Source organism: Brevibacterium sp. MGP-B1 (genome assembly GCF_057766545.1).
On sequence record NZ_CM173407.1, the window covers coordinates 843,281 to 868,588 of the forward strand.

At 64.2% G+C, this 25,308-nt stretch carries 36 protein-coding genes and 1 riboswitch; of the genes, 22 read left to right on the forward strand and 14 right to left on the reverse strand.

Translation table 11 applies throughout. From position 1 onward, the window contains the following. Positions 1–83 precede the first annotated feature (83 nt). Both AC3CD9_RS03835 and AC3CD9_RS03840 read left to right on the forward strand, forming a co-directional pair. Positions 84–437, forward strand: coding sequence for a DUF1801 domain-containing protein (locus AC3CD9_RS03835; protein ID WP_488366380.1), 354 nt, complete (start codon positions 84–86; stop codon positions 435–437). Positions 438–601: 164 nt separating this feature from the next. Further along, positions 602–1,042, forward strand: coding sequence for a YtoQ family protein (locus AC3CD9_RS03840; RefSeq protein WP_488366381.1), 441 nt, complete (start codon positions 602–604; stop codon positions 1,040–1,042). 77 nt (positions 1,043–1,119) lie between these two features. Here AC3CD9_RS03840 and AC3CD9_RS03845 read toward each other — a convergent pair whose 3' ends face one another. Continuing rightward, positions 1,120–1,593, reverse strand: a complete 474-nt coding sequence (locus tag AC3CD9_RS03845) for a phage tail protein (protein WP_488366382.1) — start codon at positions 1,591–1,593, stop codon at positions 1,120–1,122. A 145-nt stretch (positions 1,594–1,738) separates the two neighbouring features. Between AC3CD9_RS03845 and AC3CD9_RS03850 the strand changes: the two genes are divergently transcribed. The 4 genes from AC3CD9_RS03850 (at position 1,739) to AC3CD9_RS03865 (ending at position 4,658) form a co-directional block, all read left to right on the forward strand. Then, positions 1,739–2,134, forward strand: a complete 396-nt coding sequence (locus tag AC3CD9_RS03850; RefSeq protein WP_488366383.1) for a hypothetical protein — start codon at positions 1,739–1,741, stop codon at positions 2,132–2,134. 124 nt (positions 2,135–2,258) lie between these two features. After that, a complete protein-coding gene (locus tag AC3CD9_RS03855; protein ID WP_488366384.1) occupies positions 2,259–3,230 on the forward strand; it encodes an alpha/beta fold hydrolase in 972 nt (323 codons plus the stop codon). 34 nt (positions 3,231–3,264) lie between these two features. Then, complete coding sequence (locus AC3CD9_RS03860) at positions 3,265–3,792, forward strand: GNAT family N-acetyltransferase (RefSeq protein WP_488366385.1); 528 nt, start codon at positions 3,265–3,267, stop codon at positions 3,790–3,792. Continuing rightward, on the forward strand, positions 3,789–4,658 hold the full coding sequence (locus tag AC3CD9_RS03865) for a GNAT family N-acetyltransferase (protein ID WP_488366386.1): 870 nt from the start codon (positions 3,789–3,791) through the stop codon (positions 4,656–4,658). The genes AC3CD9_RS03860 and AC3CD9_RS03865 overlap by 4 nt, the downstream gene beginning before the upstream one ends. 6 nt (positions 4,659–4,664) lie before the next feature. On the opposite strand, the gene AC3CD9_RS03870 is transcribed toward AC3CD9_RS03865, so the two are convergent. The 4 genes from AC3CD9_RS03870 to AC3CD9_RS03885 are packed head-to-tail and all read right to left on the reverse strand — an operon-like array spanning position 4,665 to position 6,870. Further along, positions 4,665–5,159, reverse strand: a complete 495-nt coding sequence (locus AC3CD9_RS03870; protein WP_488366387.1) for a mycothiol transferase — start codon at positions 5,157–5,159, stop codon at positions 4,665–4,667. A gap of 45 nt (positions 5,160–5,204) precedes the next feature. After that, a complete protein-coding gene (gene arfB / locus AC3CD9_RS03875) occupies positions 5,205–5,648 on the reverse strand; it encodes an alternative ribosome rescue aminoacyl-tRNA hydrolase ArfB (protein WP_488367496.1) in 444 nt (147 codons plus the stop codon). Between the two features lies 1 nt (position 5,649). Further along, the gene (locus AC3CD9_RS03880; RefSeq protein WP_488366388.1) at positions 5,650–6,255 is read right to left on the reverse strand and encodes a 1-acyl-sn-glycerol-3-phosphate acyltransferase; all 606 of its coding nucleotides are present in this window, start codon (positions 6,253–6,255) and stop codon (positions 5,650–5,652) included. Positions 6,256–6,288: 33 nt separating this feature from the next. Beyond that, positions 6,289–6,870: a hypothetical protein gene (locus AC3CD9_RS03885; protein WP_488366389.1), complete on the reverse strand. Its 582-nt coding sequence runs from the start codon at positions 6,868–6,870 to the stop codon at positions 6,289–6,291. 88 nt (positions 6,871–6,958) lie between these two features. Between AC3CD9_RS03885 and AC3CD9_RS03890 the strand changes: the two genes are divergently transcribed. Beyond that, the gene (locus tag AC3CD9_RS03890) at positions 6,959–7,645 is read left to right on the forward strand and encodes an SDR family oxidoreductase (protein ID WP_488366390.1); all 687 of its coding nucleotides are present in this window, start codon (positions 6,959–6,961) and stop codon (positions 7,643–7,645) included. 137 nt (positions 7,646–7,782) lie between these two features. Here AC3CD9_RS03890 and AC3CD9_RS03895 read toward each other — a convergent pair whose 3' ends face one another. Next, positions 7,783–8,421: a dihydrofolate reductase family protein gene (locus AC3CD9_RS03895; protein ID WP_488366391.1), complete on the reverse strand. Its 639-nt coding sequence runs from the start codon at positions 8,419–8,421 to the stop codon at positions 7,783–7,785. A gap of 120 nt (positions 8,422–8,541) precedes the next feature. Between AC3CD9_RS03895 and AC3CD9_RS03900 the strand changes: the two genes are divergently transcribed. Continuing rightward, entirely contained in the window at positions 8,542–9,033 is a 492-nt protein-coding gene (locus AC3CD9_RS03900) for a winged helix-turn-helix transcriptional regulator (protein ID WP_488366392.1), read from the forward strand. 11 nt (positions 9,034–9,044) lie between these two features. On the opposite strand, the gene AC3CD9_RS03905 is transcribed toward AC3CD9_RS03900, so the two are convergent. Then, positions 9,045–9,905, reverse strand: a complete 861-nt coding sequence (locus AC3CD9_RS03905) for a sigma-70 family RNA polymerase sigma factor (protein ID WP_488367497.1) — start codon at positions 9,903–9,905, stop codon at positions 9,045–9,047. A gap of 77 nt (positions 9,906–9,982) precedes the next feature. Between AC3CD9_RS03905 and AC3CD9_RS03910 the strand changes: the two genes are divergently transcribed. The 3 genes from AC3CD9_RS03910 to AC3CD9_RS03920 all read left to right on the forward strand — a co-directional run bounded on the left by AC3CD9_RS03910 (position 9,983) and on the right by AC3CD9_RS03920 (position 11,271). Continuing rightward, complete coding sequence (locus tag AC3CD9_RS03910) at positions 9,983–10,372, forward strand: DoxX family protein (RefSeq protein WP_488366393.1); 390 nt, start codon at positions 9,983–9,985, stop codon at positions 10,370–10,372. Positions 10,373–10,475: 103 nt separating this feature from the next. Then, a complete protein-coding gene (locus tag AC3CD9_RS03915; protein WP_488366395.1) occupies positions 10,476–10,808 on the forward strand; it encodes a VOC family protein in 333 nt (110 codons plus the stop codon). Beyond that, positions 10,801–11,271, forward strand: coding sequence for an SRPBCC domain-containing protein (locus tag AC3CD9_RS03920; protein WP_488366396.1), 471 nt, complete (start codon positions 10,801–10,803; stop codon positions 11,269–11,271). Before AC3CD9_RS03915 ends, AC3CD9_RS03920 begins: the two co-directional genes overlap by 8 nt. Here the strand turns inward: AC3CD9_RS03920 and AC3CD9_RS03925 are convergent. Then, on the reverse strand, positions 11,261–12,163 hold the full coding sequence (locus AC3CD9_RS03925) for a carbohydrate kinase family protein (RefSeq protein WP_488366397.1): 903 nt from the start codon (positions 12,161–12,163) through the stop codon (positions 11,261–11,263). The genes AC3CD9_RS03920 and AC3CD9_RS03925 overlap by 11 nt on opposite strands. A gap of 119 nt (positions 12,164–12,282) precedes the next feature. Here AC3CD9_RS03925 and AC3CD9_RS03930 point away from each other — a divergent pair, with 119 nt between their 5' ends. The 6 genes from AC3CD9_RS03930 to AC3CD9_RS03955 are packed head-to-tail and all read left to right on the forward strand — an operon-like array spanning position 12,283 to position 17,623. After that, positions 12,283–12,741: a DUF2695 domain-containing protein gene (locus AC3CD9_RS03930; protein ID WP_488366398.1), complete on the forward strand. Its 459-nt coding sequence runs from the start codon at positions 12,283–12,285 to the stop codon at positions 12,739–12,741. 27 nt (positions 12,742–12,768) lie between these two features. Then, entirely contained in the window at positions 12,769–13,929 is a 1,161-nt protein-coding gene (locus AC3CD9_RS03935; RefSeq protein WP_488366399.1) for a nucleoside hydrolase, read from the forward strand. Then, positions 13,926–14,798, forward strand: a complete 873-nt coding sequence (locus AC3CD9_RS03940; RefSeq protein ID WP_488366400.1) for a histidine kinase — start codon at positions 13,926–13,928, stop codon at positions 14,796–14,798. The genes AC3CD9_RS03935 and AC3CD9_RS03940 overlap by 4 nt, the downstream gene beginning before the upstream one ends. Then, positions 14,795–15,634 (forward strand): energy-coupling factor transporter transmembrane component T family protein, encoded by an 840-nt coding sequence (locus tag AC3CD9_RS03945; RefSeq protein ID WP_488366401.1) that lies wholly within the window; start codon positions 14,795–14,797, stop codon positions 15,632–15,634. Before AC3CD9_RS03940 ends, AC3CD9_RS03945 begins: the two co-directional genes overlap by 4 nt. Before the next feature lies 1 nt (position 15,635). Then, positions 15,636–17,042 carry an ATP-binding cassette domain-containing protein gene (locus tag AC3CD9_RS03950; RefSeq protein ID WP_488366403.1) on the forward strand — a complete coding sequence of 469 codons (1,407 nt, stop codon included), beginning with the start codon at positions 15,636–15,638 and terminating at the stop codon, positions 17,040–17,042. A 41-nt stretch (positions 17,043–17,083) separates the two neighbouring features. Next, on the forward strand, positions 17,084–17,623 hold the full coding sequence (locus AC3CD9_RS03955) for an HXXEE domain-containing protein (RefSeq protein ID WP_488366404.1): 540 nt from the start codon (positions 17,084–17,086) through the stop codon (positions 17,621–17,623). On the opposite strand, the gene AC3CD9_RS03960 is transcribed toward AC3CD9_RS03955, so the two are convergent. After that, a complete protein-coding gene (locus AC3CD9_RS03960; RefSeq protein ID WP_488366405.1) occupies positions 17,556–17,843 on the reverse strand; it encodes a YrhK family protein in 288 nt (95 codons plus the stop codon). The two genes, AC3CD9_RS03955 and AC3CD9_RS03960, sit on opposite strands and share 68 nt — an antisense overlap. A 113-nt stretch (positions 17,844–17,956) precedes the next feature. Here AC3CD9_RS03960 and AC3CD9_RS03965 point away from each other — a divergent pair, with 113 nt between their 5' ends. From AC3CD9_RS03965 to AC3CD9_RS03980, 4 genes are all read left to right on the forward strand, one after another. Beyond that, positions 17,957–18,598 carry a hypothetical protein gene (locus AC3CD9_RS03965; protein ID WP_488366406.1) on the forward strand — a complete coding sequence of 214 codons (642 nt, stop codon included), beginning with the start codon at positions 17,957–17,959 and terminating at the stop codon, positions 18,596–18,598. 137 nt (positions 18,599–18,735) lie between these two features. After that, on the forward strand, positions 18,736–19,197 hold the full coding sequence (locus tag AC3CD9_RS03970) for a VOC family protein (protein WP_488366407.1): 462 nt from the start codon (positions 18,736–18,738) through the stop codon (positions 19,195–19,197). Positions 19,198–19,277: 80 nt separating this feature from the next. After that, the gene (locus AC3CD9_RS03975; protein WP_488366408.1) at positions 19,278–19,958 is read left to right on the forward strand and encodes a PepSY domain-containing protein; all 681 of its coding nucleotides are present in this window, start codon (positions 19,278–19,280) and stop codon (positions 19,956–19,958) included. After that, positions 19,951–20,571, forward strand: a complete 621-nt coding sequence (locus AC3CD9_RS03980) for a thymidine kinase (protein WP_488366410.1) — start codon at positions 19,951–19,953, stop codon at positions 20,569–20,571. The genes AC3CD9_RS03975 and AC3CD9_RS03980 overlap by 8 nt, the downstream gene beginning before the upstream one ends. Before the next feature lie 24 nt (positions 20,572–20,595). On the opposite strand, the gene AC3CD9_RS03985 is transcribed toward AC3CD9_RS03980, so the two are convergent. Further along, a complete protein-coding gene (locus AC3CD9_RS03985; RefSeq protein ID WP_488366412.1) occupies positions 20,596–21,240 on the reverse strand; it encodes a mismatch-specific DNA-glycosylase in 645 nt (214 codons plus the stop codon). Positions 21,241–21,263: 23 nt separating this feature from the next. Between AC3CD9_RS03985 and AC3CD9_RS03990 the strand changes: the two genes are divergently transcribed. Continuing rightward, positions 21,264–21,779, forward strand: a complete 516-nt coding sequence (locus AC3CD9_RS03990) for an SRPBCC family protein (protein ID WP_488366413.1) — start codon at positions 21,264–21,266, stop codon at positions 21,777–21,779. 36 nt (positions 21,780–21,815) lie between these two features. Here the strand turns inward: AC3CD9_RS03990 and moeB are convergent, their stop codons facing one another. From moeB to thiO, 4 genes are all read right to left on the reverse strand, one after another. Continuing rightward, positions 21,816–23,030, reverse strand: coding sequence for a molybdopterin-synthase adenylyltransferase MoeB (gene moeB / locus AC3CD9_RS03995; RefSeq protein ID WP_488366415.1), 1,215 nt, complete (start codon positions 23,028–23,030; stop codon positions 21,816–21,818). Then, the gene (locus AC3CD9_RS04000) at positions 23,027–23,794 is read right to left on the reverse strand and encodes a thiazole synthase (protein WP_488366416.1); all 768 of its coding nucleotides are present in this window, start codon (positions 23,792–23,794) and stop codon (positions 23,027–23,029) included. The genes moeB and AC3CD9_RS04000 overlap by 4 nt, the downstream gene beginning before the upstream one ends. 1 nt (position 23,795) lies before the next feature. Then, on the reverse strand, positions 23,796–24,053 hold the full coding sequence (gene thiS, locus AC3CD9_RS04005; RefSeq protein ID WP_488366417.1) for a sulfur carrier protein ThiS: 258 nt from the start codon (positions 24,051–24,053) through the stop codon (positions 23,796–23,798). Beyond that, on the reverse strand, positions 24,050–25,207 hold the full coding sequence (gene thiO / locus AC3CD9_RS04010) for a glycine oxidase ThiO (RefSeq protein WP_488366418.1): 1,158 nt from the start codon (positions 25,205–25,207) through the stop codon (positions 24,050–24,052). Before thiO ends, thiS begins: the two co-directional genes overlap by 4 nt. Beyond that, positions 25,197–25,300, reverse strand: a riboswitch (TPP riboswitch). Its footprint overlaps the gene before it by 11 nt. Between the last annotated feature and the right edge of the window lie 8 nt (positions 25,301–25,308).

Here is a 25,308-nt window from a genome sequence, read left to right on the forward strand (position 1 = left end):
GAACATGTCCAGATGGGGTGCGGCGCATTTCTGCGCCGTCTTCAACCGCCGGTGCGACACACCGGCTGACGTAAGGACATGACATGACGACCAAAGACGAGAAGAACCTGTCCCAGGTGATCGACAAGATCGCGAAGATGGACGAGCCGGAACGATCGCTCGTGCAGCGAGCGCACGACATCATCGTGACCGTCGCCCCCCGTCTCAAGCCGCGAATCTGGTACGGCATGCCTGCCTATGCTCTGTCCGCGAGCACTCCTGCACTGGTGACACTGCGCAATGACGAGCGGGTCAACCTGGCCCTCACGGAAAAGGCCGAACTCACCCCGGCCGGTGGTTCCGACGGATCGCTGATGCCCGCCGCATGGTACTTCGAGACTATCGACGAGGTCGCCGAGAAACGCATTGCCGAGATCGTCAGGACGGCAACCTCCTGACGGTGACGACCGCCGGGGCTGAGCCCGCAGACGACACTGCCTGCGACATTTGTGTCTGGGGCTCGGCCGCGCGGTCGGCGCTGAGCGTCTGACCTCCGATTGGCTATGGTGGTGCCTGAGGGACGAACTGGTCCCTTCTGCCATAAGAATGAGGAGTGATCGACATGAGTTTCTCCGTCTACCTGTCCGGTGAGATCCACACCGAGTGGCGCGATGAGATCAAGCGCGGCGCCGAGGCGGCCGGTCTGGATATCGATTTCACCGCACCCGTGACCGACCATCCTGCCAGTGATGCTGCCGGTGACCACCTCGGCGAGAACGACAGTTCCTTCTGGCGTGATCATCAGTCGGCGAAGGTCAACGCCATCCGCACTAGGACGCTGATCGAAAAGGCCGATATGGTCGTCGTGCGTTTCGGGGATAAGTACAAGCAATGGAATGCCGCCTTCGACGCCGGCTATTGCGCGGCACTCGGCACTCCCTATGTGACCCTGCATGATGCCGACATCGTGCATCCGCTCAAAGAGGTCGATGCCGAAGCCAAGGCCTGGTGCCAGACGACCGATCAGGTTGTCGAAACCCTGAGGTACGTTCTCAGAGACTGAACTCGATGAGTTGAGACGGCGAACGACCGAGGAGTGAAAACGGCCGTTCGCGGCCTCAGGACCTGCGCGTCGTGACGCTACGGCAGGGGATGATCACCCTTGATCTTGAAGAAGGAACCACGGATCTCCCCTGCGAGCTTCGACTTCTGACGGGCGAACTTGAACGCCGACAGCTCGGGAGGAACGTCCATCCCCTCCGAAAGTTTGAAGCCGACAGCCCGCTTGCCATCGTCTGCTCGTGTCCATAGGACATTGACTGCGAGCCCGGACTCGTAGAAGACGTGCACCCAGTAGATGCCGTCGACATCATTGATGCTGACCTCGAGAGCCGGCGAGGTCGGGACGATCTCACGTTCGGAGGCAAGGATCTCCTCCACCCAGTCCAGTGCCTCTTGCGCCTCAGCCGCCGGGGCCACGGCGAACGTGTGTTTGTACTTGTTGGAGAAGTACCGTGCTTCGTTGGCACGCAGGCCCGCCAGCGCCTCGGCGACGGGGGAGGATTCGAGTCCCGCGGTGGAGACATCGGTGAATGAAACGGCTTCGAACGGCATGGGTCAAGGATATGCCTGATCCTGGATATCCGCCCACGACCGGGCCCGCGGTCGGCAGGAAGGGTGAGAGACTCGCTCATGCAGCGAATCCGCATGTCGCCGAGGGGCGATGAACATCTGTCAATGAACCTCTGAGGAGAAACGCATGCACAGCGGAACCGACGTCAAACCGTTCACTCCCTCCCGACAATGGCTCGAAGATTGGCCGTTCGACGTGTGGACCGTAGTTCAGGTCCGGGCCTCGATCACAGGTGCTGCCGCCGAGCGCGCGGTGCGCACGTTTCAGGCTGCTCTCAGGCCCGACCCCGACGCTGATGTTGCCGAAGGCACGGAGGTTCACTATTGGGGAGGCTTTACAGCAGAGACGTCCCCGTCGGCTGACGGCAGCGGTTGGCGAATCGTGCTCCTATCCTCGGGTCAGGACGGATTCAGCTCTGTCATCGGAGCGACCGACGACCTCGTCGAGGCGATTCGCGAGACACCGGGAGAGGTGCGACTCACCTGGCACGAGGCGGCCGCGAGCCGGGCCGAAGACCATTGAGCAGGTGAAAGCCTTCGTCCCTGCGCTCAGTTCGAATCGGTGCGGTAGGGTGATCTGCATTCCACAGGTTTTGCGAACCGCACCACGGCGGTGCGGACACACGTGACGACAGAGGAGTCCCACCTTGGCCCTGCACGAAATCGAGTTCACCTCTCACAACGATCGTGACACGGTCTTCGGCTGGCTCTACACACCGACCACTGAACCACGAGCCGTCATCCACATCATCCACGGACTCGGCGAGCATTCCCGGCGCTACCACCACCTCATCGCCACCCTCGTCGACTCCGGATTCGCCGTAGTCGCCGATGACCATTCCGGCCATGGTCGGACGGCCATGCAGTCGGGAATCTGGGTCGATACAGGTGACGACGCAGCTCGAGTGGTCGTCGCCGACGAACTGACGCTGCAGCGCAAGGCTCGCGAGATCCTCCCGAATCTGCCGTACATCGTGTTCGGCCACAGTTGGGGATCGATGATTGCACGGGTCATGGCCTCCGATTCGACTGCTGGCCTCGCGGGGCTGGCTCTGTGCGGAATCGCTGCGCAGATGCGCGGTATCGATCAGACCATCGACCGTGTCGAACTCGCCGAGGCGGCCACCGGCAACCGACGAGCCGAACCTGCATCCGATCAACTGGTGGGCCAGCTCTTCGACGGATTCATCGAACGTTTCGGTCCGGACGCCGGCCCTACCGCCTGGGTCGCCCTCGACGAGGCGGTCGTCTCCGATCACGGCCGTGACCCCTTCAATAATTTCGGTGCCCCGATGAGTGCGCGATTCCTGCAGGGGTTCGTCGACCTCTACGATGAAGCCAATGCCGAGAGCTGGTATGCGATGATCCCGGGCGATCTGCCGGTGCTCATCCTCGCCGGTGACCAGGACCCGGTCGCGAACTACGGCGAGGGTGCCTACCACGTGGCCAACAGGCTTCGGGAGACTGGCCACGCCGACGTGCGCACCCGCGTATTCGCAGGAGTCCGGCACGAAGTCCACAACGAACCGACCACCCGCACCGAGGTCGAGGCGGAGATCGTCGACTTCGCTACCCGCATCAGCGATCGGACGAGGCCCGTTCAATCGAACGAGAGCTGAATCCGTGAACCCGGCAGAAAGCTCGAACCGCAGTGTGAATTGGCCACGGGCGAAACCCATCGTCACCGACAGGCTGCAGCTTGAGCCGCTCGCAGTCCACCATGCGTCGGAGATGGTGGAGACACTGTCCTCACCCGACCTATACACCCATATCGGTGGGACGAGCCCGAGCCTGTCCGAACTCGAACGACTCTATACACTCCAATCCGCAGGTGCTTCACCGACCGGTGACGCCGGCTGGCTGAACTGGATCGTTCGCGAAACGCCTGAGTCCGCTGCAGTCGGATATGTCCAGGCCACAGTGACAAGAGCCCAAACCGGTTATCAAGCCGACATCGCTTGGGTCATCGGCGTCGACAGCCAAGGGCAGGGATTCGCCACCGAGGCGGCCCGAGCCATGGTCGATTGGCTGGCGGATCATCTCGTGACTGTATTGCAAGCGGCCATCCATCCTGACAACGCCGCTTCCGCCCGAATCGCTGTCTGTCTCGGACTGCAACCGACCGACGAGATCGACGACGGTGAAGTCATCTGGCGCGCAGAGGCGAGGACAGAAGAATGACCATGTTGACACCGACTACGACGGACCTGCCGGACATCATCGACACTGTCTCGTCCTGGCAACGCGAAGGACTGCCCGTCCAGGTACATCCCGGAGACCTCGGCTGGTATCAGCGTTTCGGAGCCGAAGCGCTCGCCTCGGCCCTGCGGGTGTGGACTGTCGGCGACGAAACTGCGGCCGTCGGATTCCTCGACGAATCCGAACTCATCCGAATGGCCGTCTCACCCGATCACGCCGATGACCGAGCGCTCGCCGAGGCGATCTTGGCCGACTTCAACGGAGATCTCACCGAACTGCTGCCTGCAGGGAAGGGCATCGTCGAAGCTCGATTCGGATCCGCCCTGCAACATACCCTCACCGAGGCGGGATGGGGATCCGACGAAGCGTGGACCACGCTCCACCGAGATCTGAGCGAACCGATCCCATCCGTTACCCAGCGGATCGAAACGGTCGACCCCGACAGAGCAGATAACCGTATCGCCGACCGTATCGCGGTCGAATCCTCGGCTTTTCCCGGGTCCTCATTGACTGCGGACCGTTGGCGGTCCATGGCCGACGGTCACGCTTACAAGCAGGCCAAATGTCTCGTCGGATTTACCGCCGACGGCGCTCCAGCCGGTGCCACAACCGTTTGGTCGGCCGGTCCTAGGCGCCCCGGTGTCATCGAACCACTCGGCGTCCACGGCGACCACCGGGGTCACGGATTCGGAGTCGAGATGACACTGGCCGCGGCCGCGGCGCTGAGGGAGATGGGGGCGTCGAGCGTCACCGTTGCCACGCCGACATCGAACACAGTCGCCGTCGCCACTTACCGTGCGGCTGGGATGAGCATCCTCGGCGAAGTCAGGGATTTCTGTCGACCCTGAACCGAATCAAACAGTCGCACCTGCGATGAACGCCGCCTGCGCGACATGCTGGATCGCATCGTCGATGATCGAGACCATCCGAACGCCACGAGTGACTGCGGGAGTCCAGTTCCTGTCGATGACTTCGTCGAAGTCATCCTCGGAGAGCGTCTTTGCATCGTCGGTGAACGCGTTCAGAGTAGCGGCGAGGTAGTCGACGAGCAGCTGTTGATCGTCGACCTTGATCTCTGCCGCCTGTTCGGGACTGTGTCCGTAGCCGAAGGTCTCGCCGATCTCACCGAGATCGAATCGATCCCGGAAGTCCTCCCACTGCTCGGGCTTGCCCGTGAGGGCTGAGAGCTGCACGTCGATCTCACGGCCGCTGTGCCACAGCAGCCAGGCGACGGAATTCGGATGACCGCCCAGACGGCTGTTGAGCTGTTCAGGGGAGAGGTCGGGCAGAGCTTGTGCTGCCTGGAGAGGGCGCTGGGACAGGTCGGTGAGAATGTCGATGCTGTTCATGTCGCCCATTCTGCTCTTCACGGCAACCGCTGTCACCACCGGGGCTCAATCGAGACGGGGCCTGCGACGGTTGCGTTTGATCTCCGACCGCCGCTGTTCGGTCCGGACTCGGCGACGACGGGAATTGCGTGACGGCGTCGTCGCTCGCCTCTGCACCGGCGGAGCCAACGCCTCCCGCAGCAGCTGCGCCAGACGCATGCGTGCGTCCTGACGGTTCTTCAGCTGTGACCGCTGCTTCTCCGAAGTCACGGTCACCACGGTGCCCGACAGTCGTGGTGCCAACCGACTGAGCACTCGCTCGCGTTGAACCTCGGTGAGGAATCTCGCTGAGGCCAGGTCGAGGCTCAGTTGCACCCGTGAATCGGAGGTATTGACGTGCTGGCCGCCCGGGCCGGATGACCGGGAGAACTGTTCGGACAGGTCGGATGCGGGGATGACCAGCCCGGCTGGGATTCCGGGTCCAGCGGGGACGCGCAGATCACCGTCCATCTCAGTTCGGCTCCGCTTCGCCTTCGCGATCGTCACCGGCGGAGTCTTCTTCGCGCAGCCTCGGCGTGATCTGCAGGTGCGGGCGGATTCCACGCTTGTCGGCGTAGAATTCGCGGATCCGATCCATGTCCGCGGCGATGTCGCCGGTCATCTCCAGGGTCGGACCCAGCCCCGTCGTCCGGGTCGCGGTATCCAGGTAGCCCAACGTTACGGGCATTCCCGTTGCCATCGCGATGCGATGGAACCCGGATTTCCAATGAGTGTGTCCGCCGCGGGTGCCGTCCGGGGTGATGACGAGCGCGAAGACCTCGCCGTCTCGCATGCGGTCGACCACCTCGGTGACGATCTTGCTCGGATCCGACCGATCGACGGGAATCCCACCGAGTCCCCGCATGATCGGCCCCCGCCAGCCGGTGAACAGGGAATGCTTACCCAGCCAATGGACGTCGACGCGCATGCGCCACGCGATCGCGAGCATGACGACGAAGTCCCAGTTCGAAGTGTGCGGAGCGCCGACGAGGATGGTCGGACGGTTCGGAGCGGGCTCGGTCACGAGGTTCCATTTGCTGAAGGACCAGAAAGCGCGAGCGAGGAGGCATCGGATCATGAACTCAACGGTAAGGCACGCGCATGTGCGGGCCTACCGGTGTCCATGGACGTGTGGTGCGAAACGGGCATGAGCGGCTCTCAGTACCGGGAAGAGTCGCCGATGGCTGAGGACGAATCCGCTTCTGACGAGCAACCGCGGATTATGCCTGCGCCCGCGTCGCCGCCGAGTCGCCTCCTGAGTGAGGATATACGTCGCGACCCTCGGACCACGGCGTGCCGTCTTTTCGAACACAATCGCCTCGATATCGTGCCAGGGCAGCAGAGTCCCGGGCAGAACCTCACCGCGCCGGGCCAACGCGACGCCGGTGGGGGAGACGACGAGGGACTCTCGCCTGGACATCCGCACGAACACCCCGATCGGTGCGACGACGAGGCAACCGACGATGCCGACAACGAAAGCCCACATACGCAGGTTGAGGATGATGAGCCATGGGCTGCGTCCGTCTTGGATCGTTGCAGTGACGATGAAGAGGAAGAAAGCGAGCAGGCCGATGCCGATGACGAGCGCGAGGAGCAGAACGAAGACGACTGAACGATTCGAGGAAGGGATGACGACCTGCTGTCCACGGTCGAGCCGACGCACGACGGCGGCGGGGGAGAAGTCGTCGGTCATGGTCCTCAGAATACCGTCGGACTGGGAATAATCGCGCAAGAGGCATCGCTGTACCGAATGCCAAGCAGCACCGACAACGGAGGTAGATATGTCTGATTCAGCTCGTGTCGTCATTCTCGGCGGCCATGGAAAGATCGCACTTCAGGCCGCGCCCAAGCTCAAGGCTGCAGGCTTCGCCGTCGATTCGGTGATCCGCAACCCTGACCAGTCATCAGATGTCGAAGCCGCCGAGGCCAACCCGGTCTTCCTCGACATCGAAACCGCCGACACCCAGGTGCTCGCCGACCTGTTCGCCGGAGCCCAGGCTGTCGTATTCTCCGCCGGAGCCGGCGGCGGCAGCCCGGAGCGGACGAAGGCCGTCGACCTCGAAGCAGCCAAGCGATCCATCGACGCCGCCGAACAGGCCGGGGTCAAGCGCTTCGTCATGGTCTCCTACGCCAGCGCCTCCGTCGACTCGGACCGCGTCGACCCGGAGAGCTCCTTCTACCCCTACGTGCAGGCCAAGAGTGGTGCCGATGAGCACCTGCGAGCCAGCTCGTTGGACTTCACGATCCTCGGGCCCGGCGGACTCACCCTCGAACCCTCGAACGGCAGCGTCCTCATCGCCGATGCGGCCGGCGACCTCGATGGGCAGAAGCCGGCCGACGATGTGCGAGTGACCTCACGCGACCTCGTCGCCGACGTCATCACCCACGTCATCGCCGAGTCCGCTGCGGTGCGCGAGACCGTGAACTTCTATGACGGTCAGACCCCCATCGCCGAGGCGATCCGCTGACCTGAGTCCGACCGCTCCGAGCCGTCACCCGGGTCCGAGCGGCCCACTGACCCGATGGCTCGCCGTTCCGATAGGGAACGGCGGGCCATCGGCATTGTCGCACCGGCAGGGACCGGACGTCGGAGTCCTCGGGCAGATCAGCCTCGGCGATTCCACAATTGGTGGGTCAGACCGCTGGCCGTGGTGAGGCTCTCGATCGTGAAATCCTTCTCAAGTCCCTCGAGGCCCTCCCAGAGCCAGACCCCGCGGCCGAGGGTGACCGGGACGATGACGAGGTGCATGAAGTCGACGAGGCCGTCCGCAAGGAACTGTCTGACCATCGAAGGACCGCCGCCGATGCGGACATTGCCGCCGTCAGCGGCAACGGTCGCCTCGGCGAGTGCCTCCGCGGGCGACGCGTCGATGAAGTGGAAACTCGTGCCGTTGTCGAACTCCATCGGCACCCGCGGATGGTGAGTGAGAACAAAGCACGGGGTCTTGAACGGCGGTTCCTCACCCCACCAGCCACGCCAGCCGTCGTCGGGCCACGGCCCCGTCTGCGGACCGAACTTCTTCCTTCCCATGATCTCGGCTCCGATGCCCTGTCCCCACATCGCGAACAGAGCGCGGTCTGCGGTCACCGGGGCGTCGACCTTGTCCACACCCTCGATGCCGCGGCCGTCGAAGAAGGAGAACAGTGCTTCGGCTTCGCCGATCGGCTGATCGAAGGTGACGAACTCGCCGGCAGCGAAGCCGTCGAGGGAGACGAAGAGATTGTTGACACACGCTTTGGCCATGAGCACTCCGATGTGGTGGTTCGGCTGATGTCTTCAGTCCGACGGATGGCGTCGGTCCCGGGGAAGTGGACCCAGTGTAAGATTAAGTAGTTTCAGAATGCAATCACTGGAGGTGGATCGATGCCCGCGCAGCCGCGTTCAGGATGTGCGATCAATGCCGCCGTCGAGGTCCTCGGCGACAACTGGTCGCTCATCGTCCTCCGCGACATCATCTTCGGCAATCGTCGGCACTTCCGCGAGCTGCTCACCCACAACGATGAGGGCATAGCCTCGAACATGCTCGCCAGCCGTCTGAGGAAGCTCATCGACGAAGGGCTGCTGACGAAGGCGGAAGCCGCCCGCGGGCAGCGAGCCGAATACTCCCTCACCGAGGCTGGAATCCAGACTCTGGCGGTCATGGTCGCTCTCGGAACGTGGGGGATGACCCACCGGGAGACCTCACCGGAGTTGACGATCCGATCCAGAATCATGGCAGAAGATCCGCAACTGGTGGACGGCCTCATGGATGAACTTCGGGAGACCCACCTTGGTGTGCCGCGCCCGAATCCTGACCAACCGCGTTCCTCAGAGCGACTGCAGGCCGCCTACGAGGCGGAGATCTCCGGAAGCTGATTCGGGTGGGGCTACTGCCCAGGCAGTCTCAGCCGCTCCAGCAGCCTCCTTGAGGTGATCGAGACGATGCCGACCATTCTGCCGTCTGCCACGGTGCATGCCATGAGTCCCAAACGGTGACCGCTTGCGGTCAGAACGAGGAGACCCGGCTCGCCGTTGACGTTGACCTTTCGAACTTCGATCCTGTCCGGATCGCCGCGCCGAATCGCTGCGAGCACCTCGTTCGCACCCATCCGGATTACGTGGCCGTGGGCGTTGCTGCGGTGCCACGTCAGTCCCGGGTCGAGAGTGTGCAGCAGAGCGTCGAAGTCTCCATGCCGTGCGGCAGTGAGGAATGCGTCGACGACAGCACGACGCTGTGAGAGTTCTCCGGACGGTCGTGGTGTGTCCTTGACCTTGCGCCGGGCCCGACTGGCGGCCATCTTCGCGGCGGCTTCCGAAGATCCGATGACGGCCGCGATTTCGGCAAAGGGCACTGAGAACATGTCGTGGAGGACGAACGCGACTCGCTCCTCCGGGCGCAGCGAGTCGAGCACGATGAGCATGGCCGGTCCGAGCGAATCCGACAACGTTGCGTTCTGCTCGGGCGTCGGGTCATCCTCGTCGACGATGGCTTCGCTGGCCCAGGCGTCAAGCGACGATTCTCCCCGAGAGGTGCGTCGGCGGAGCACATCGAGACAGATGCGTCCGACGACCCGGGTCAGCCACCCGCCGAGATTGTCGATGGACTCCGGACCGTTCCGCTCCCAGCGGAGCCATGTTTCCTGAACGGCATCCTCGGCGTCCGAATGCGAGCCGAGCACTCTCGTAGCCAACGCAGTGAGGCGAGGGCGATGAGCTTCGAACTCTGAGGTCGCAGATGACTGCGCGATGGTTGTTACCTTTCCTGGCGGCGGTGCGTCATCAGAGTGAGAGTCCGACCGGGCTCTTTCGGCAAAGGAGAATTGCAATGATGGACATCGTACTATGGGTCGTCGCCTCCGCAATGGCAGTGGCCTTCGGCATCGGCGGAGCCTCGCAGGTGATCCTGTCCAAGGAGAAGTATCGGGCGCTGGCTCGCAGCCAGCACTGGGTGGACGATTTCAGTCCGGGGCACATCAAAGTCATCGGAACCATCAAGCTCCTCGGCGTGATCGGACTGATCGTGCCCCCGCTGGCGGGAATCCTTCCGGTTCTCTCGCCGATTGCGGCGTGTGGACTCATGTTGGTGATGACGGGGGCGGCGACGACACGATTTCGGCGCAGCGAATGGGGCCTGATGGCGGGGGACACCGCGTACCTGCTGGTGTTTGCGTTCCTCGCATGGGGCCGGTTTGCGTCGGCCCCGTTCGGGGGTTGAGCTGAACATCGCTCTTGTTCCCAGGGCCGATATGTGCTTCCATGGAATAAGTGCTTGCAAAATGCAATCACTCAATCTCAGGACTGATCCCGAAGGAGCGATCATGATCACAGGACTCATGGCCAATATCGTTGTCACCGGCGAGAAGGAAGCGACCGAATGGTATTCCCGACTCTTCGAAAGACAGCCGGATAGCAAGCCGATGGCGGGGCTGGCCCAATGGCTCTTCGACGAGAGGTTCGGAATCCAGATCTGGGAGGACCCTCAGCGAGCCGGACGCTCGAACGTGGTTCTCGACGTGGACGACCTCGACAAGATGGCCGAGCATCTGCGAGCGGCCGGAATCGACCACGACGAACCGACCCCAGGAGGCGGACAGCGCATCCTGCCGGTCACCGATCCGGACGGTAACCAGGTGGTGTTCTTCGGTGAGTGAGGCTGCATCCGACCAGGGGGCGCCGGTGACCGCGACGATCAGCCTCAGCGCTGACTTCGAGCATCCGGCCTCGAAGGTGTGGAACGCCTTCGCCGATACGGATCAGCGCGTGCAGTGGGGAGTCCCTGAGGGAGAGGAGATGGTGTGCGACATCGACGAATTCCGTCCGGGCGGTGCGATCCGTGCCCGCTGTGGGTCACCGGGAGAACTCGAGTTCGTCTCCACCGGGCAGTACTGCTCACTTGAGCCGGGACGTCACATCGTCACAACAGAGACTCTCACCAAAGACGATGAGATCCTCTCGACGGCCATCATCACCTGGACCCTGACCGCCATCCCGACAGGCACCCGGGTCGGCCTCGTCGACCAGGTCGTGTCCTTCGCCGGTCAGGGAATGATCGACGGACACCGCAACGGCCATGAAATCTGCCTGCGACAGCTCGGCGAATTCCTCAGTTCGTGAGGTCCGCGGCCCACGGCAGATCCGCACCCTCACGACTGACCGTGATCGCCGCAAGCGCCGATGCACGATCTCCCAGGGCTGTGAGTTCTGCCGTGCTGAGATCGGACACAGCGTTCTCCTGTGCATTCAGGTCGTGGATGAGCGAGACCATGAACGTATCCCCGGCCCCGATCGTGTCTTTGACTTCCACCTTCCTTGAGGTCACCGATGCCCGCGCCGAAGCGGTCGCCACGATCGCACCCTCACCACCGCGAGTCATGGCGACCAGATTCGCCCCGAGGCTGAGAAGACGGTCGACCTGTGCGGACTCGTCGAGATCGGGATAGAGCCAGTTCGCATCGACGTCGCTGAGTTTGAGAACGTCGACTCGACGAGCCAACTCCTCGAATCGCGGCAGCACATCCTCGCGGGCGCCGATGATCGACGGTCGGATATTCGGATCGAATGAGATGAGCGGACGAAGATGCGTACCGGAAGCCCCGGTCGCAGAGGCGAGGACATCATCGATGACTGCGGCGCCGGGCGAAAGGAATGCCGCAATCGAACCGACATGCACAACAGAGCGAGACGCGTCCTTAAGCAGGGAAGAGTCAGGATCCCACCGCAGGTGGAACTCGTACTCGGCCGAGCCATCATCGGCGAGGCGAGCCAGCGCTGTCGACGTGGCGCCACGTGGTGAAGCGAGCACGGCGACCTGAGACTCCTGAAGATGAGCGAGAAGGAACCCACCGTGGAAATCATTGCCGACATCGGTGAGGAACTCGACATCGTCGCCGAGGCGGCCCAGCCCGAGAGCGACATTGGCTGGAGCTCCACCCGGTGCATATCGGTCTGGACTTCCGGGCGTGCTGACGATGTCGATGAGGGCCTCACCGATGACGAGAATGCTCATAGGCACGATTCTAAGGTGAAGGACGTCCACCGGCCGCGATCTGCGAAAATAGGACGGAAATCGGGGGATTCAGTCAATCGACCGCTTTTCGTGTCAGTGCCGTCTGGAACCGTGTGGTCATGGACAAGAACACCATTGACAACGACGTCAGAACGATCATCGACGAGGAGACCGCCCGTGTCTTCGCCCCGCGCCCCGGCGAATGCCTGGCCTGCTACGTGTTCCGCCAACTCGGCGAATACGGCTGCAACGGCACCCACAGGTTCGCAGAAGGCTTCCGCGACCGTACGGCTCCACGCGCCACGGCGCTGCTCGCGCGGCTGAGCAGCATGGGTGCCTGCTGCTGTGACTGTGAAATGTTCCTCAACGCCTTCACCTTCGCGGCCAAACCGTGGATCACCAGCATGCCGTTCGGCGAGCTCATCGGCACTCCCTTCGGCAGCGAGGAAACCATCGACATGAGAGAAAGGTTCGGAATCGACGAGCCTCCCTCGACAAAGCTCTACCTCTGCTGCCGACTGGTGAGACGAGGATCCACCCAAGCCTGCGGAAACTGGGCCCGCATCCGACGGTGGTGACACAGCCGGGTCCGGCAGAATAGAACCATGTCTGCCACTCTGCCGCTCTTCCTCGACTGCGACCCCGGAATCGACGATGCTATTGCACTGGCCTACCTGTGTTGCCAAGACGACGTCGACGTTGTCGGCATCGCCGCATCCGGAGGCAACGTCGCCACCGCACAAGTCGTCGAGAACACCCGCGGATGGCTGTCGCTGGCCGGACGCAGCGACATTCCCGTCCACGCCGGCCACAGTCTTCCGCTGGCACGGCAGGCTCTGCAGATGGATCCGCAGGCAGCGGAGACGGCAATGGGCGAAGACCTGGAGTATGCCGACCTCACCCATGGCGAGACCGGGCGGGGATATGCGCGGCTGCCGACCCCGAGCGGGCCGGTGAGTTCGGTAACGGCGGCTCAGGCCTGGGTCGATGCTGCCCACGCCCATCCCGGACAGCTCCTCGGTGTCGTCATCGGTCCAGCCACGAATCTCGCCCTGGCTCTCGAAATCGACCCGGATCTGCCGAGTCTGTTCAAACGTCTCTTCATCATGGGTGGAGCGTTCAACTACCGGGGCAACACCCACCCGACGACGGAATGGAACGTCACCTTCGACCCCGAGTCCACCGCCCAGGTGCTCGCCGCTTTCGACCGCACCAAACAGGAGGAGAGGCTCGCCCACCTTCCGGTCATCGCCCCGATCGAAGCGACCGAAGCCGTTGAGATGACACCCGCGCGTCTCGCCACCATCCTCGACGGAGCCTCTGCCAACGGTGGCGATGACCGCTGGCAATTAGTACTCGCACAACTGGCCGAGGCGCTCCGGTTCTACTTCGAATTCCACGAAACCGATGGACTCGGCTACCTCGCCCACATCCATGACCCGTTCGTTCTCGCCTGTGCCCTGTCCTGGGCACGACAGCACACCACTGTCTCGACCGGAACAGAGTCCGAAGGATCGGACTCCGACGCCCGGGAGGCGTCCGCCCCGGTCCCCGTGAGGGGAACTGCGGGGGACCTTCCATGGGCATCGACGCTGTGGGCACCCGTCGATGTCGAACTCACGGGTACACTCACACGAGGCGAAACCGTCGCCGACTGGCTGGGGCGGTGGGGCCGCCCCGTGAACGCAGAGATCATCCGCGCCATCGACGCTCCTGCCTTCCTCGACCACCTCAGCACCACCCTGACGAAAGGACCACCCGCATGACCGCACACTCCAGACAGTCTGGGCAGGGGCCGACCACCGCGGTCGGTCCCGGACAAAACCGCAACCGCACTCTTCCCCTCATCCTCACACTGCTCGGCACCCTCATCGTCATCGGCACCTACGTCGCCGTACTCCTCACCCAACCTGCCAACCTCGGCGTCGACCTCGGATACACCACTCTGTGGGTCATGCTCGGCTATCTCGGCGGAGGCATTCTGCTCGCCGCGGGCACTCTCCCGCTCATTCCTCGCAGCGTTCTCGCGCTCATCCCGGTCGCCATCGCCCTCAACGTCGTCATCGGGCAGATCATCGGCAACTACACACCCGTGCCCCTCTACCTCGACTCCATCGGAACTGTGCTCATCGGCGTCCTGGCTGGCCCTGCAGCAGGTGCCTTCACGGGAATCATCTCGAACCTCATCTGGGGCGTGACACTGAGCCCCAGCGTCATCGCCTTCAGCTCAGGGGCCGCCTTCATCGGCGCTGCCGCCGGCTGGGCCGCAAGGCTCGGAGTCTTCCGCGCACCCTGGACCGCGATCCTCGTCGGCGCAGTCGCCGGTGTTCCCGCCGGCGCCATCGGAGCACCCGTTGCCGCCTATGTCTTCGGCGGCGGGCTGGGGGCCGGCACCGGGGGAGTCGTCGCGATCCTCCAAGCGGCAGGACTCGAGATGTTCAACGCCACCTTCGCGCAGAGCATGGTCTCCGACATCGTCGACAAGGCGCTCATCTTCGCCCTCGCCTATGTCGTCATCCAGTCGCTGCCCAAACGCATCGTCGGTCGCTACGAGTTCGCCGCCCACAGTCGTCCCCGGACGAAGAAGACCGACGGCCCTGCCAAACAGGCCGAATCGGCACAGCCGGCGGAATGAGTCCCGCCTCTTCCGACACGCACACCGCCGTTGACGCGGCTGAGGTTCACCGCCCGAAACGTCGTCTGCATCCTGCCACAGAATTGGTCATCCTGGCCTGCAGCCTGCTGCTCGTCTTCGGAATCCCCTCTCCGATCGTGCCGGTCATCATCCTGACCGGCACGGTTGTGACCGTGATGGTCTCCCCGTTCGTGCGACTGCTGTCATGGGCGATGACTGTGGGCCTCCTGTGCCTACCGACTCTGATTGTGCTCATCGTCGTGCAGGGGCTGTTCTACCCCGGCGCCGATGTGCATGTGCTCTGGCAGGCTGGACCGGCTCGCCTCAGCGCCGAAGGACTGAGCATCGCCGCCCAGATCTGGCTGCGGGTGAGCGCCTTGATCGGGCTGTGCGCGCTGTTCGGTCTGGGTGCCGACTCCGCTCGCCTCTTCGACGGTCTGCGTCGACTTCGTCTGCCCTCGGCAGTCGCCTATATGTGTGCCTCGGCCATCGGTCTCATTCCGCTGATCGGTGCACGCACCCGACACATCATCGAAGCCAGACAGGCCCGCGGCTGGGCCACCGACTCCTGGCGGGTGCGCATCCGACTGCTGCCGGGAATCGTCGCAGGCCTCGTCACCGCGATCCTGCTGACCGTCGACCAACGTCACGACGTGATCGAATCCAGCGGACTCGATTCGAACACGACCGCGAATGCGCTCCAGGACCACACCGACGGGACAGGGCAGAGCCTCCTGCGGATCCTGACTCCGCTCGTGACCATCGGACTCATCGTCGCCTCGGTGACGGGAGTCCTCCCGCTGCCGGGCGCCGCGCAGCTGATCGGCGGTGCCTGAGATGACCGTTGCGATCACAGACGCGGGGTTCACCTATCGTGGGCAGGATACTGCCGCGCTGAGCGGAATCACTCTCGACATCATCGGTGGAACCATGACCGCAGTGCTTGGACCGCTCGGATCGGGAATGTCGACGCTGTGCCGCCTGCTGGCCGGACAGCTCGATTCCCGGGGAGCTCTGACCGGCACCATCAACCGAAACGGAACCGTGGCGCTGCTCGGCGATGACCCGGAAGCACAGCTGAGCGGAATGACCAGCCACGTCGGTGACGAGTCACAGCTGGCGTGTCGACTGCACGGGCATGATCCGGCCGATGCCCACCGCCGAGCCCGGGACCTGCTCGAGCTCCTCGGCATCGAAGACCTGTGGAACCGACGGCTGGACATGCTCTCCGGAGGGCAGAGGCAGCTGGTCGCGGTGGCACGGATCCTCGCACCCGGGCCGGACTTGCTCGTTCTCGACCAACCAGCACAGTCCTTGGATCCGCAGATGCGTGTGCGCCTGGCAGCAGTGCTGCAGGAATTCTGTGATCAGGGAGGGGCTGTGCTCATCACCGGTCATCAGACTGACGAACTGACCCGTATCTGCGAAGAGGTCCGCTTCCTCGACGCCGGTCGGCTGCAGACGGCGACTCCCACGGTTCAATCCGTCGGGATCTGGGACAGCCGCCCGAACGATGAGGCGACCCTCTCGACGATGTCGAGGTCACAGGCAGATCCGCTGCTCACGGTTCGCGACCTCACCGTGGATCGGGGGAGCAGCCGAATCCTCGACGGCCTCGACCTCGATCTGCGGCCCGGCGAACTCACCTCAGTCACCGGTGCCAACGGGGCCGGCAAGTCCACGCTTCTGTGGGCCCTCCTCGGCCTGCTAGACCGGTCGGCGTCCGTGACGGGCACGATCACGGTCAGCCGCCTCGGCGAGATGATCCGTTTGGACACCCTGCCCGCCCACACGCGCAGTGCGCACCTCGGATGGGTGGGACAGGATCCAGGGCTGCAGCTCTCCGCCGCCACAGTGGCACGCGAACTGCTCCACGCCGCGCCGCTGCCGCCGCATCGACGGCGAGACCGAAAGCGAGTGCGCAGCCATCGCCTGACAGAAGCAGACAGCGTCCTCGCCGCGACGGACTTGACCGAGGTCGCCGACGACCATCCCTTCGACCTCGATGTGGCCAGGCGCAAAGACATCGTCATCGCCTCGGCGCTGATGACCGAGGCGACGGTGCTGCTGCTCGACGAACCGACGATCGGGCGCGACCTCGCGGCAATGACCCGACTGAACGCGATCATCGAGTCGTTCCTCAACGGTGGAGGTGCTGTCCTGGCGACGACACACGACCAGCGCTGGGCGAACGAGTTCGCGCACCGCAGACTGCGGCTTATCGACGGGCGAGCCCGGTCATGATGGAATGGTGAACAGATGTTCGGGAGGCGACAGGAGTGATCATGATGCGCGGACCCGTGAGCATGTTCGTGGCCTGGGTCCTGCACGACGCAGAGGAAGCTCTGACCTTTCCCGCCACAGCCGACCACCTGGCCGAGGTCTCCGGAATCGAGGCCCTGCGAATGAGCACGCGCCAGAGTGTGGCAGCGATCGGGCTCGTCGGAGCGGTAGTGGCAGCGGCGGGTGTCCGGGGGAAGCAGACACGAGGGAGGTCCGCACTCTATCGATCCACGGTCGCCGGCCTCGAAGCCCACGTGTTCACTCACCTGCTGTCGACGGCAGTCCTGCGACGATATACCGCCGGAGTGATCACCACCGTGCCGATCATGTGGCCCGGGGCCGCCCTGGCGCGACGAGAGCTCGCGGAGCTGGGGCACCCGCTGACCGGCACCGACTTGAAGCGCGGCATCGCCCTGATGGGTGCGGTGGCGGTGGCTGCTCAGCTCACGGTGCGCATTGACTGGCCGAACGCGGTCAGAAGTCGAAGGAATCGTCTCCGGCGGCCGCGGGGCTGCGCAGCCTCTGCAGGTGCAGATGTCTGATGAGGCGGATCACCGGGCGAATGAGCATCTCGACACTGCCGATGACGAACAGCCAGGTTCCCGAATAGGTCAGTGATTCGGAGAAGAACATGAAGCTGCCGATGAGGAACCAGAGGCCGATGAACACATCATTGGCGATGCTGATCACCTGGTAGCGCTGCCGGACGACGAGTTCCTCCCGTCCGATCCGCAGATGAAGATCCGGATTGTGTTCGGCCACCACTCTCTCCTTTCCCGCTGAATCCTTCCCACCGCGAGCCTACCGCCGCCGCCCGGGCTCGGACTCCGACCGGCGCCGAATCTCATGTCAGGGGCTGCGTCTACCGTGAGGACATGGATCAGAAGTCGAAACCGTTCGATTCCCACGCTTCCGAGTCGCTTGACCGTCACTTGCCGATGCCGTGGGATGAGCTGCTCGCCGCTGTTCGTCGATCCCCGCAGCTCTCCGCCGTCGAGGCGGCCCGCACTGTGAGGCAGAGGTCCGATCTCACGACCGATGGTCTCAGTCCTCTGCGCGCGGCGAGCACACCCACCTGGGACGGACTGCGCACCGTCATCAACACGGTGCAGCGGAAGAACCTGCTGCCGGACGATCTTCCGGACACGCGCAGCGCCTCCGTCATGCTCACCCATCTCCTCAGCGAACTCGCACTCAGCCTCTCCGGCCACCGTAGGCCAGGGCACGATGTCGGTGCGGCGTCGGCCGAGCCGAGGACTGAGGGTGCGCAGGCACGTTTCGAAACCGAGTGCACCACCTGGCTCATCAACGGACGACTCGGTGTGAGGGCCGCGGCAACAGGGTCACTCAAGGGCTATCTCAAATACGGAGAGCTCATGCCCGAGTTCTCCCGGGACCGCGTGCTGCGGACTGTCGACACGATCGAGGGACTCTTCGGAGGTGCGCTCGCCTTCGGGAACATGATCCGAGAGGAGATGCCGAGCCTGTTCGAACTCGGTGACAGCTTGGCTGTCTGAACCCTGGCAAAGCGCCCTCGACACTGGTGCACTGCCGCCCACCGGAGCAGAATGACCTTCATGTCCACCTCACCACGGCGTTGGAGCATTGCCACCGTCTACCCCGATATGTGGGCTGATCCCGGGAGCAACCGACCATGAGCCGAACAATCCAGGTGACCGTCGACTGCCACGACCCCGAAAGGCTCGCCCGCTTCTGGGCCGAAGTACTCGGCTACATCATTCCGGGTCCTCCCGGAGCGCGACTCGGTGCTGACGAGGACCCGATCGCTGCCTGGAAGGAATTCATCGCCGGCCTCGGCATCGAACTCGGTCCCGAAAACATGCGTGCCGCCATCGAAGACCCTGAACAGGTCGGTCCCCGGGTCTTCTTCCAAACGGTGCCCGAGCCCAAAACGGTGAAGAACCGCGTGCACCTCGACGTCCATGTGGCTCCGGGGCTCGACGGCGATGAGCGGATGGATGCACTCGAAGCAGAATGCAACCGACTGACGGAACTCGGAGGCACTCGGCTGCGCCGAGTCGATCCGGACCCGCCATTGGAACACGGCTTCATCGTCATGTCCGATCCTGAAGGCAACGAATTCTGCCTTGACTGACCAGCAGTCTCGAACCCCTTCAGATGAGATTGTTCTCAGAAACCACTGGTGAAAGGCGTTCCCTTGCTAGCGTGGCAGACATGAAGACGAATCGCATGGCAATGAGCACAGTGGCAGGACTGGCAGCACTCACTCTCGGCCTGGCCGGGTGTGGCGGAAGTGATTCCGGAAACGGAGCCGATGAGGCGCAGGACTCGCCCGCAGCAAGCGAATCGGCCCAGGCCAGCCCTGCCGGAGCCGAGGATCAGAGCGACGACGACCAAGACGATGACGGCGATGAAACCAAGTCGGCGGAGGAATCGTCCGGGAAGGGCCTGAGCGCCGGTGCCGACCTGAGCAAGGAATCGCCGGCCATCAGTGCCGAAGACGCGATCAAGACAGCCGAGGAGGAAGTCGGGAACGGAATCGTTCACGGCATCGAGCTCGACTGGGACGACAAAGACGGGGCCTGGCAGTACGAAGTATCCGTCCTCGACGGTAACACCGACCATGACGTCGAGATCGACGCAGAGACCGGGAAGATCGCCGAACACGAGCAGGACTCGACCGATGACAAAGAGAAGGCCATCGACCTCAACGACCCGATGACCTTCGACGACGCCCTCAAGCGTGCGCAGAAGAAAGCCGACGGAAAGCTCGTGAGCTGGAAACTCGAATTCGACGACGGCAAGCAGGAATACCAGTTCGACTTCGAGAACGGCAGCGAAAACACGGAAGTCACCGTTGACACCGACTCCAAGAGAGTCAGCGTCGATGACTGACACCGGTCGTCTCACGGTCATCGCCGGACCTATGTTCTCCGGAAAATCCGAAGAGCTCATGCGCAGGGTCCGGCGGGCCACAATCGCCGGAATCGATGTCCTCGTCGTGTCCCACTCACTCGACACCCGATCGGACATCTCCACGATCACCTCGCACACCGGGGTGAACATCCCCGCAGTGCCGCTCGGAGACGTCGCGTCCCTCGCCGAGGCGGCCCGACAGAAGGACTATGAACTCATCGCCATCGATGAGGCGCAGTTCTTCGGCCCAGAGCTCGTCCCCGTCGTCGAGGACCTCCTCAGCCGTGGACTCGACGTCATCGTCGAAGGACTGTGCGTAACCTTCGACGGGCAGCCGTTCGAACCGCTGCCCAGCTTCATGGCCGTGGCCGAAGACGTCCTCCGACTCACCGCAGTGTGCACCGTCTGCGGGAAGGACGCTGTGTTCCACCAACGCTTGGAGCAGACAGAGAACCCGAACGGCCCAGACGCAGCCCAGACAGCTCAGCCACCCGAGGCGACTCTTGCCGCGACAGAGATCGACGCCAGCCACATCGGTGGGCTGGATACCTATGTCGCTCGCTGCCGGCAGCACTTCACCGGGGCCGAGTAGCTTCACTGGACCCGTTCAACGGTCCTAGCCGTCGATGCTGTCCCAGACCTCTCGCCAGATCCGCGCGAGGTCTGGTATCTGATAGTGGGCGTTGAGGCCGCTCGGCTGCGGAACCACATGCAGCGCCACATCAACCGGCCACCCGTCGATCAGCGTCGTATCCTGCCGGCCGAGCTGAGCTTTCGGCACCTGAAAACCGGTGCGAAACGCTGTGATCCCGGCGATCGCGACCGCCCGGGGCCGGATATCGGCAAGACGCTCGATGAGGTGAACCGCACCCTCACGAAGCTCCTGCCGGGAGAGTTCGTCGGCACGGACAGTAGCTCGCCCGATGAGGTTGGTCAGACCGATTCCCCGACCGAGCAGCTGCTGTTCATCCGCGGGCTCGAGCCCGCGCGAGGCATCGACCTGGTGATCGGTGAGACCCGCCCGATGCAGAGACGGCCAGAAGCGATTGCCGGGACGTGCGAACGGGGCATTCACCGCGGCCGTCCACAGCCCCGGATTGATGCCGACGATGAGCAGCTTCAGCCCGGAGGGATCGGTCGGCAGGATATCGTCGATCGCATTCGGGTCGTCCGTGGCGAAAGCCGCAAGGTCGTCTTTGGTCGGTTTGCGACCACCCAGCGGGGATGGCCGACGTTTGCTGACGAAGTTGTCCTCACTCACACCTTTCACATTACCGTCGTACCATGAGCCACGATCATTTGACCCCACAGCCCGGAGAGTCCGCACCCTTCCATTTCGAGCACCGGTGGATCGCCGATGCTGGAATCGAGTCAGTCTGGACGGTTCTGGAACAGGTCGATGAGTGGCCTGGGTGGTGGCCGGGACTGACCGCTGCCGAGAGGGTCGTGGACGCACAGGCCGACGTTGATGCCGTCGATCTGCCGGTGACCCCCGGCAGCCGGGCCCGCCTCCTGGTCCGGGCCCCGATCGGGTGGTCTCTGCGGTTCTCCATCGAAGTCGACGAGGTCGATGCACCCCATCACATCCGGTTCTGGGCGAATGGTGATCTGCGCGGCGAAGGCCGATGGGCTCTGACCGCCTCCGAGGGGGTGACGACAATCGATTCTCTGTGGTGCGTGACGACGAGCAGAACGATCGTCAGGGCGATGCGACCGCTGTCCGGACTCATGCACGGAGCAGTGATGAGAGCCGGCGAACGGGGACTGCGATCACGGCTGGCCGACCGGTCCGGCTCCTGAGCGAACCGGTACCCAGGTCCTCGAATCTGCCGGTCGCTAGTCTCTCTGGTCTGCCGAGGCCCGAGCGGTGGCCTCCCACGCATCGATGCCCCCGGCAAGAGAGCGCAGACGGACTCCGGTCGGCACCGAACCGGACAGAATTCGGGCGGCCTCGGCCGATCTGGCCCCGGACTTGCAGTGGATGACGATATCGATGGGCGCCTCCGGCCGGCCGGAGGCACCGACCAGCGACTCAAGCGCCTGCCACCCGCGGTCTCGCAGGGCGCCGAGGGGCAGATGCACTGAGCCGGGGATGGCCGCCAGTTCACGTTCCCAGCCTTCCCGCACGTCGACGACGAGCACATCGTCTTCGACGGACAGGAATTCGGCGACGTTGATCTCATTCGCCGCAGGCTCTGCCACGCCGCCGCCGTCGAGGTCCACAGCACAGGCGGCAGCCACCTCGGTGAGGTCGGTGACCGGGGGACGGTCGGGATCGGGGGAGAACCGCAGGGTCGAGTACTCCCCGGTCAGCGCCTCATAGCGCAGCAGTCGACCGATGAATGGGGCACCGATGCCGCAGATGAGCTTGATCGCCTCAGTCGCCATCGCCGAGCCCACGGTTCCGCACAGCACGCCGAGGACTCCGCCCTCGGCGCAGTTGGGCACCGAATCGGGTTCCGGGATATCCGGGAACAGATCGCGCAGCATCGGCCCGTGACCGGGAACGAACGTGCTCACCTGACCGGCGAAGCGGAAGATCGTGCCCCACACCAGCGGTGTGTCGGTGAGTTCAGCGGCATCATTTGATAAGTACCGGGTGGCGAAGTTGTCCGCCCCGTCAACGACGACATCGTGTTCAGCGAAGAGACCGAGCGCATTCTCCGGGCTCAGCCGTTGCTCGATCGTGCGCACCTCGAGGTTCGGATCGAGCCGGTGCACGGCATCGGCGGCAGAGGCGACCTTCGGTCGGCTCACATCAGCATTCCGGTGGATGATCTGGCGCTGCAGGTTCGAGGCCTCCACCACGTCATCGTCGATGATCGTGATCGACCCGACCCCGGCGGCCGCAAGATAGTTGAGGACTGGAGCCCCGAGTCCACCGGCCCCGATGACCAGCACCGAGGCGGCCCGCAGACGCCGTTGTCCCTCGAATCCGAATCCCGGCAGGCTCAGGTGCCGGGAGTAGCGTTCCAGCTCCGTCCGGGACAGAGATTCAACGGGGTCAACGAGAGGAGGCAGCGATAGAGGAGTGGCGGCAGCGGTGGTCATTGTGCTGCGACCATTCCTTCGAACGGCGATGATGCCAATGCCAACGGTCGTTTGGGAATCCTCCCGGCTCCGGCCGCCAGATGCCCGGCCTCGACGGCCAAAGCCATCGCCCGGGCCATGGCGTGAGCATCGTGGGCGCGGGTGACCGCCGAGGCCAGCAGCACTGCGGTGCACCCGAGCTCCATCCCCAGAGCGGCATCGGAGGCGGTGCCGACACCGGCGTCGAGGATGACGGGCACCTGTGCACGGGAGACGATGGTCTCGATGTTGTGGGGGTTGAGGATGCCCAGCCCGCTGCCGATCGGAGCACCGGCCGGCATCACCACAGCCACGCCAGCGTCCTCCAGACGTTTCGCCAGGGCCGGATCGTCGTTCGTGTAGGCGAAGACCGTGAACCCGTCGAGGACGAGCTCCTCGGCTGCGGCGAAGAGTTCGATGGGATCCGGCAGCAGAGTGTCCTCATCGGCGATCACCTCGAGCTTCACCCAGTTCGTCTCCAGCGCCTCTCGGGCCAGTCGGGCGGTGAGCACGGCATCCCGGGCCGTATAGCATCCGGCGGTGTTCGGCAGCACCCGAATCCCCAGACGCTGGAGCATGGTGAACACCGAGTCCCGGGACTCGGCATCGAAACGGCGCATCGCCACTGTGGTCAGCTCGGTTCCCGAAGCCGCGAGTGCGTCTTCGAGGATGCTCAGGGAACTCGCCCCGCCCGTGCCCATCACGAGGCGAGACGACATCTCGACATCATCGATCGTCCAGGTCATCTCAGCCTCCCTGCACGGCGGTGACGATGTCGACGGTGTGCCCGTCGGCAAGGGTGCAATCGGACCAGGCACCGCGACGGATGACTTCACCGTCGACGGCCAGGGCGATGCCCAGGCGGCCGCCGTCGGCTGGTGTCCCATCGGGGTTCAGTTCCCGTCCGGTGACGTCGGCGATGAGGTCGAGCGCCGAGGTGGCACCCGGCAGCTCGTGGCGATCGCCGTTGAGGACGATGGTCGGTGAGTGTTCGCGGTCGGTCATGCGTTGCTCCTCATCGGGTAGGCAGTGGTGTGGTCTGTGGTGAAGCGGTGTGGGGACACGGACTCGAGCGCCCCGTCAGGAGGCCAGTCGCAAGTGACGCCCAGGGTGAGCTCGGCGCCGAGCCTGCCGCCGAACGGGGCCAAGAGGATGCCGTGGCGGAAGTACCCGGTGCTCACGATGCAGCCGGGATCGATGCGGCCGATCATCGGCAGGTCGTCGGGGGAACCGGGTCGGGCACGGGTGGTGATGTCGGTGATCTCCGCGTCGAGGATGCCCGGGACGAGTCGCTGCCCGTCGGCGAGCAGCCGGTGGATCGCTCCGGCCGGTGTTCCGGAGAGCCCGTCCTCACGGGAACTGGCACCGAGCACGATCTCGCCGTCCGGGCGAGGAACCAGGTAGACGGGGCGACCGTTGACCAGTCCGCGGATGGTGCGGCTCAGCAGCGGAGTCGCCTCGGCGGGGGCGCGCAGTCGCAGAACATCACCCCAGACCTCACGCAGAGGCAGCTGTGGGGCACCGACGATTGCGGACACAGCGCTGCCGGCGCAGATGATCACCTGATCGGCCTCCAACCGACGGCCATCGCCCAGCTCGACTCCCACAGTCGTATCGCTGTCCTTGATCAGGCCGGCCGCCCGCTGGCGGACGAAGCCTCCTGAGTCCGAGGACAGGACAGTCAGCAATGCGGCAGCGAGCCGCCGAGGGTCGATCGAGTGATCGCCTGGAATGTGCACTGCCCCGGCCACGGCAGGTGACAACGACGGCTCAACCCGGCGGGCAGCACTGCCGGTGATGAGCTCGGTGGCGAAACCGGATCGCGATTGTGCATCGCGCAGCTCCCGCAGAGCCTGCAGATCAGCTCGGTCACCGGCGCACACCAATGTTCCGGCATCCGAAAAGCCGAGATCGCTGCCGGCGGCGCTCGCCACCTCGGCGGAGAACTGAGGATACATCTGCGCGGAGGCTCGCATCAGCGGGTACAGGGGAGTCTGCCCCCAGACCACTTCGGCGGCGGGAGCGAGCATCCCTGCGGCAGCATGGCTCGCGCCCTGGGCTGGCGCAGGATCGATGATGGTGACTTCGGCACCGAGGCGGCGCAGATACCAGGCCGTGGACAGGCCGATGATCCCGGCGCCGACGACAATGACTCTCACAGCTTCTCCCTCCGGCGGCATGATCCGCATCAGGTCTGACGGTCGGCTCTTACGCCCTCTCAGCCTCGTTGGGAGGCTCCCGCGAACTCCTCTACTCTATG

Excerpts from the sequence above, each read along its gene's own strand:
- AC3CD9_RS03835 (WP_488366380.1), top strand. The coding sequence starts at position 84 with ATGACGACCAAAGACGAGAAGAACCTGTCCCAGGTGATCGACAAGATC.
- AC3CD9_RS03840 (WP_488366381.1), top strand. The coding sequence starts at position 602 with ATGAGTTTCTCCGTCTACCTGTCCGGTGAGATCCACACCGAGTGGCGC.
- AC3CD9_RS03845 (WP_488366382.1), bottom strand. The coding sequence starts at position 1,593 with ATGCCGTTCGAAGCCGTTTCATTCACCGATGTCTCCACCGCGGGACTC.
- AC3CD9_RS03850 (WP_488366383.1), top strand. The coding sequence starts at position 1,739 with ATGCACAGCGGAACCGACGTCAAACCGTTCACTCCCTCCCGACAATGG.
- AC3CD9_RS03865 (WP_488366386.1), top strand. The coding sequence starts at position 3,789 with ATGACCATGTTGACACCGACTACGACGGACCTGCCGGACATCATCGAC.
- AC3CD9_RS03870 (WP_488366387.1), bottom strand. The coding sequence starts at position 5,159 with ATGAACAGCATCGACATTCTCACCGACCTGTCCCAGCGCCCTCTCCAG.
- arfB (WP_488367496.1), bottom strand. The coding sequence starts at position 5,648 with ATGGACGGTGATCTGCGCGTCCCCGCTGGACCCGGAATCCCAGCCGGG.
- AC3CD9_RS03880 (WP_488366388.1), bottom strand. The coding sequence starts at position 6,255 with ATGATCCGATGCCTCCTCGCTCGCGCTTTCTGGTCCTTCAGCAAATGG.
- AC3CD9_RS03885 (WP_488366389.1), bottom strand. The coding sequence starts at position 6,870 with ATGACCGACGACTTCTCCCCCGCCGCCGTCGTGCGTCGGCTCGACCGT.
- AC3CD9_RS03890 (WP_488366390.1), top strand. The coding sequence starts at position 6,959 with ATGTCTGATTCAGCTCGTGTCGTCATTCTCGGCGGCCATGGAAAGATC.
- AC3CD9_RS03895 (WP_488366391.1), bottom strand. The coding sequence starts at position 8,421 with ATGGCCAAAGCGTGTGTCAACAATCTCTTCGTCTCCCTCGACGGCTTC.
- AC3CD9_RS03900 (WP_488366392.1), top strand. The coding sequence starts at position 8,542 with ATGCCCGCGCAGCCGCGTTCAGGATGTGCGATCAATGCCGCCGTCGAG.
- AC3CD9_RS03910 (WP_488366393.1), top strand. The coding sequence starts at position 9,983 with ATGATGGACATCGTACTATGGGTCGTCGCCTCCGCAATGGCAGTGGCC.
- AC3CD9_RS03915 (WP_488366395.1), top strand. The coding sequence starts at position 10,476 with ATGATCACAGGACTCATGGCCAATATCGTTGTCACCGGCGAGAAGGAA.
- AC3CD9_RS03925 (WP_488366397.1), bottom strand. The coding sequence starts at position 12,163 with ATGAGCATTCTCGTCATCGGTGAGGCCCTCATCGACATCGTCAGCACG.
- AC3CD9_RS03930 (WP_488366398.1), top strand. The coding sequence starts at position 12,283 with ATGGACAAGAACACCATTGACAACGACGTCAGAACGATCATCGACGAG.
- AC3CD9_RS03935 (WP_488366399.1), top strand. The coding sequence starts at position 12,769 with ATGTCTGCCACTCTGCCGCTCTTCCTCGACTGCGACCCCGGAATCGAC.
- AC3CD9_RS03940 (WP_488366400.1), top strand. The coding sequence starts at position 13,926 with ATGACCGCACACTCCAGACAGTCTGGGCAGGGGCCGACCACCGCGGTC.
- AC3CD9_RS03945 (WP_488366401.1), top strand. The coding sequence starts at position 14,795 with ATGAGTCCCGCCTCTTCCGACACGCACACCGCCGTTGACGCGGCTGAG.
- AC3CD9_RS03950 (WP_488366403.1), top strand. The coding sequence starts at position 15,636 with ATGACCGTTGCGATCACAGACGCGGGGTTCACCTATCGTGGGCAGGAT.
- AC3CD9_RS03955 (WP_488366404.1), top strand. The coding sequence starts at position 17,084 with ATGATGCGCGGACCCGTGAGCATGTTCGTGGCCTGGGTCCTGCACGAC.
- AC3CD9_RS03965 (WP_488366406.1), top strand. The coding sequence starts at position 17,957 with ATGGATCAGAAGTCGAAACCGTTCGATTCCCACGCTTCCGAGTCGCTT.
- AC3CD9_RS03970 (WP_488366407.1), top strand. The coding sequence starts at position 18,736 with ATGAGCCGAACAATCCAGGTGACCGTCGACTGCCACGACCCCGAAAGG.
- AC3CD9_RS03975 (WP_488366408.1), top strand. The coding sequence starts at position 19,278 with ATGAAGACGAATCGCATGGCAATGAGCACAGTGGCAGGACTGGCAGCA.
- AC3CD9_RS03980 (WP_488366410.1), top strand. The coding sequence starts at position 19,951 with ATGACTGACACCGGTCGTCTCACGGTCATCGCCGGACCTATGTTCTCC.
- AC3CD9_RS03990 (WP_488366413.1), top strand. The coding sequence starts at position 21,264 with ATGAGCCACGATCATTTGACCCCACAGCCCGGAGAGTCCGCACCCTTC.
- moeB (WP_488366415.1), bottom strand. The coding sequence starts at position 23,030 with ATGACCACCGCTGCCGCCACTCCTCTATCGCTGCCTCCTCTCGTTGAC.
- AC3CD9_RS04000 (WP_488366416.1), bottom strand. The coding sequence starts at position 23,794 with ATGACCTGGACGATCGATGATGTCGAGATGTCGTCTCGCCTCGTGATG.
- thiS (WP_488366417.1), bottom strand. The coding sequence starts at position 24,053 with ATGACCGACCGCGAACACTCACCGACCATCGTCCTCAACGGCGATCGC.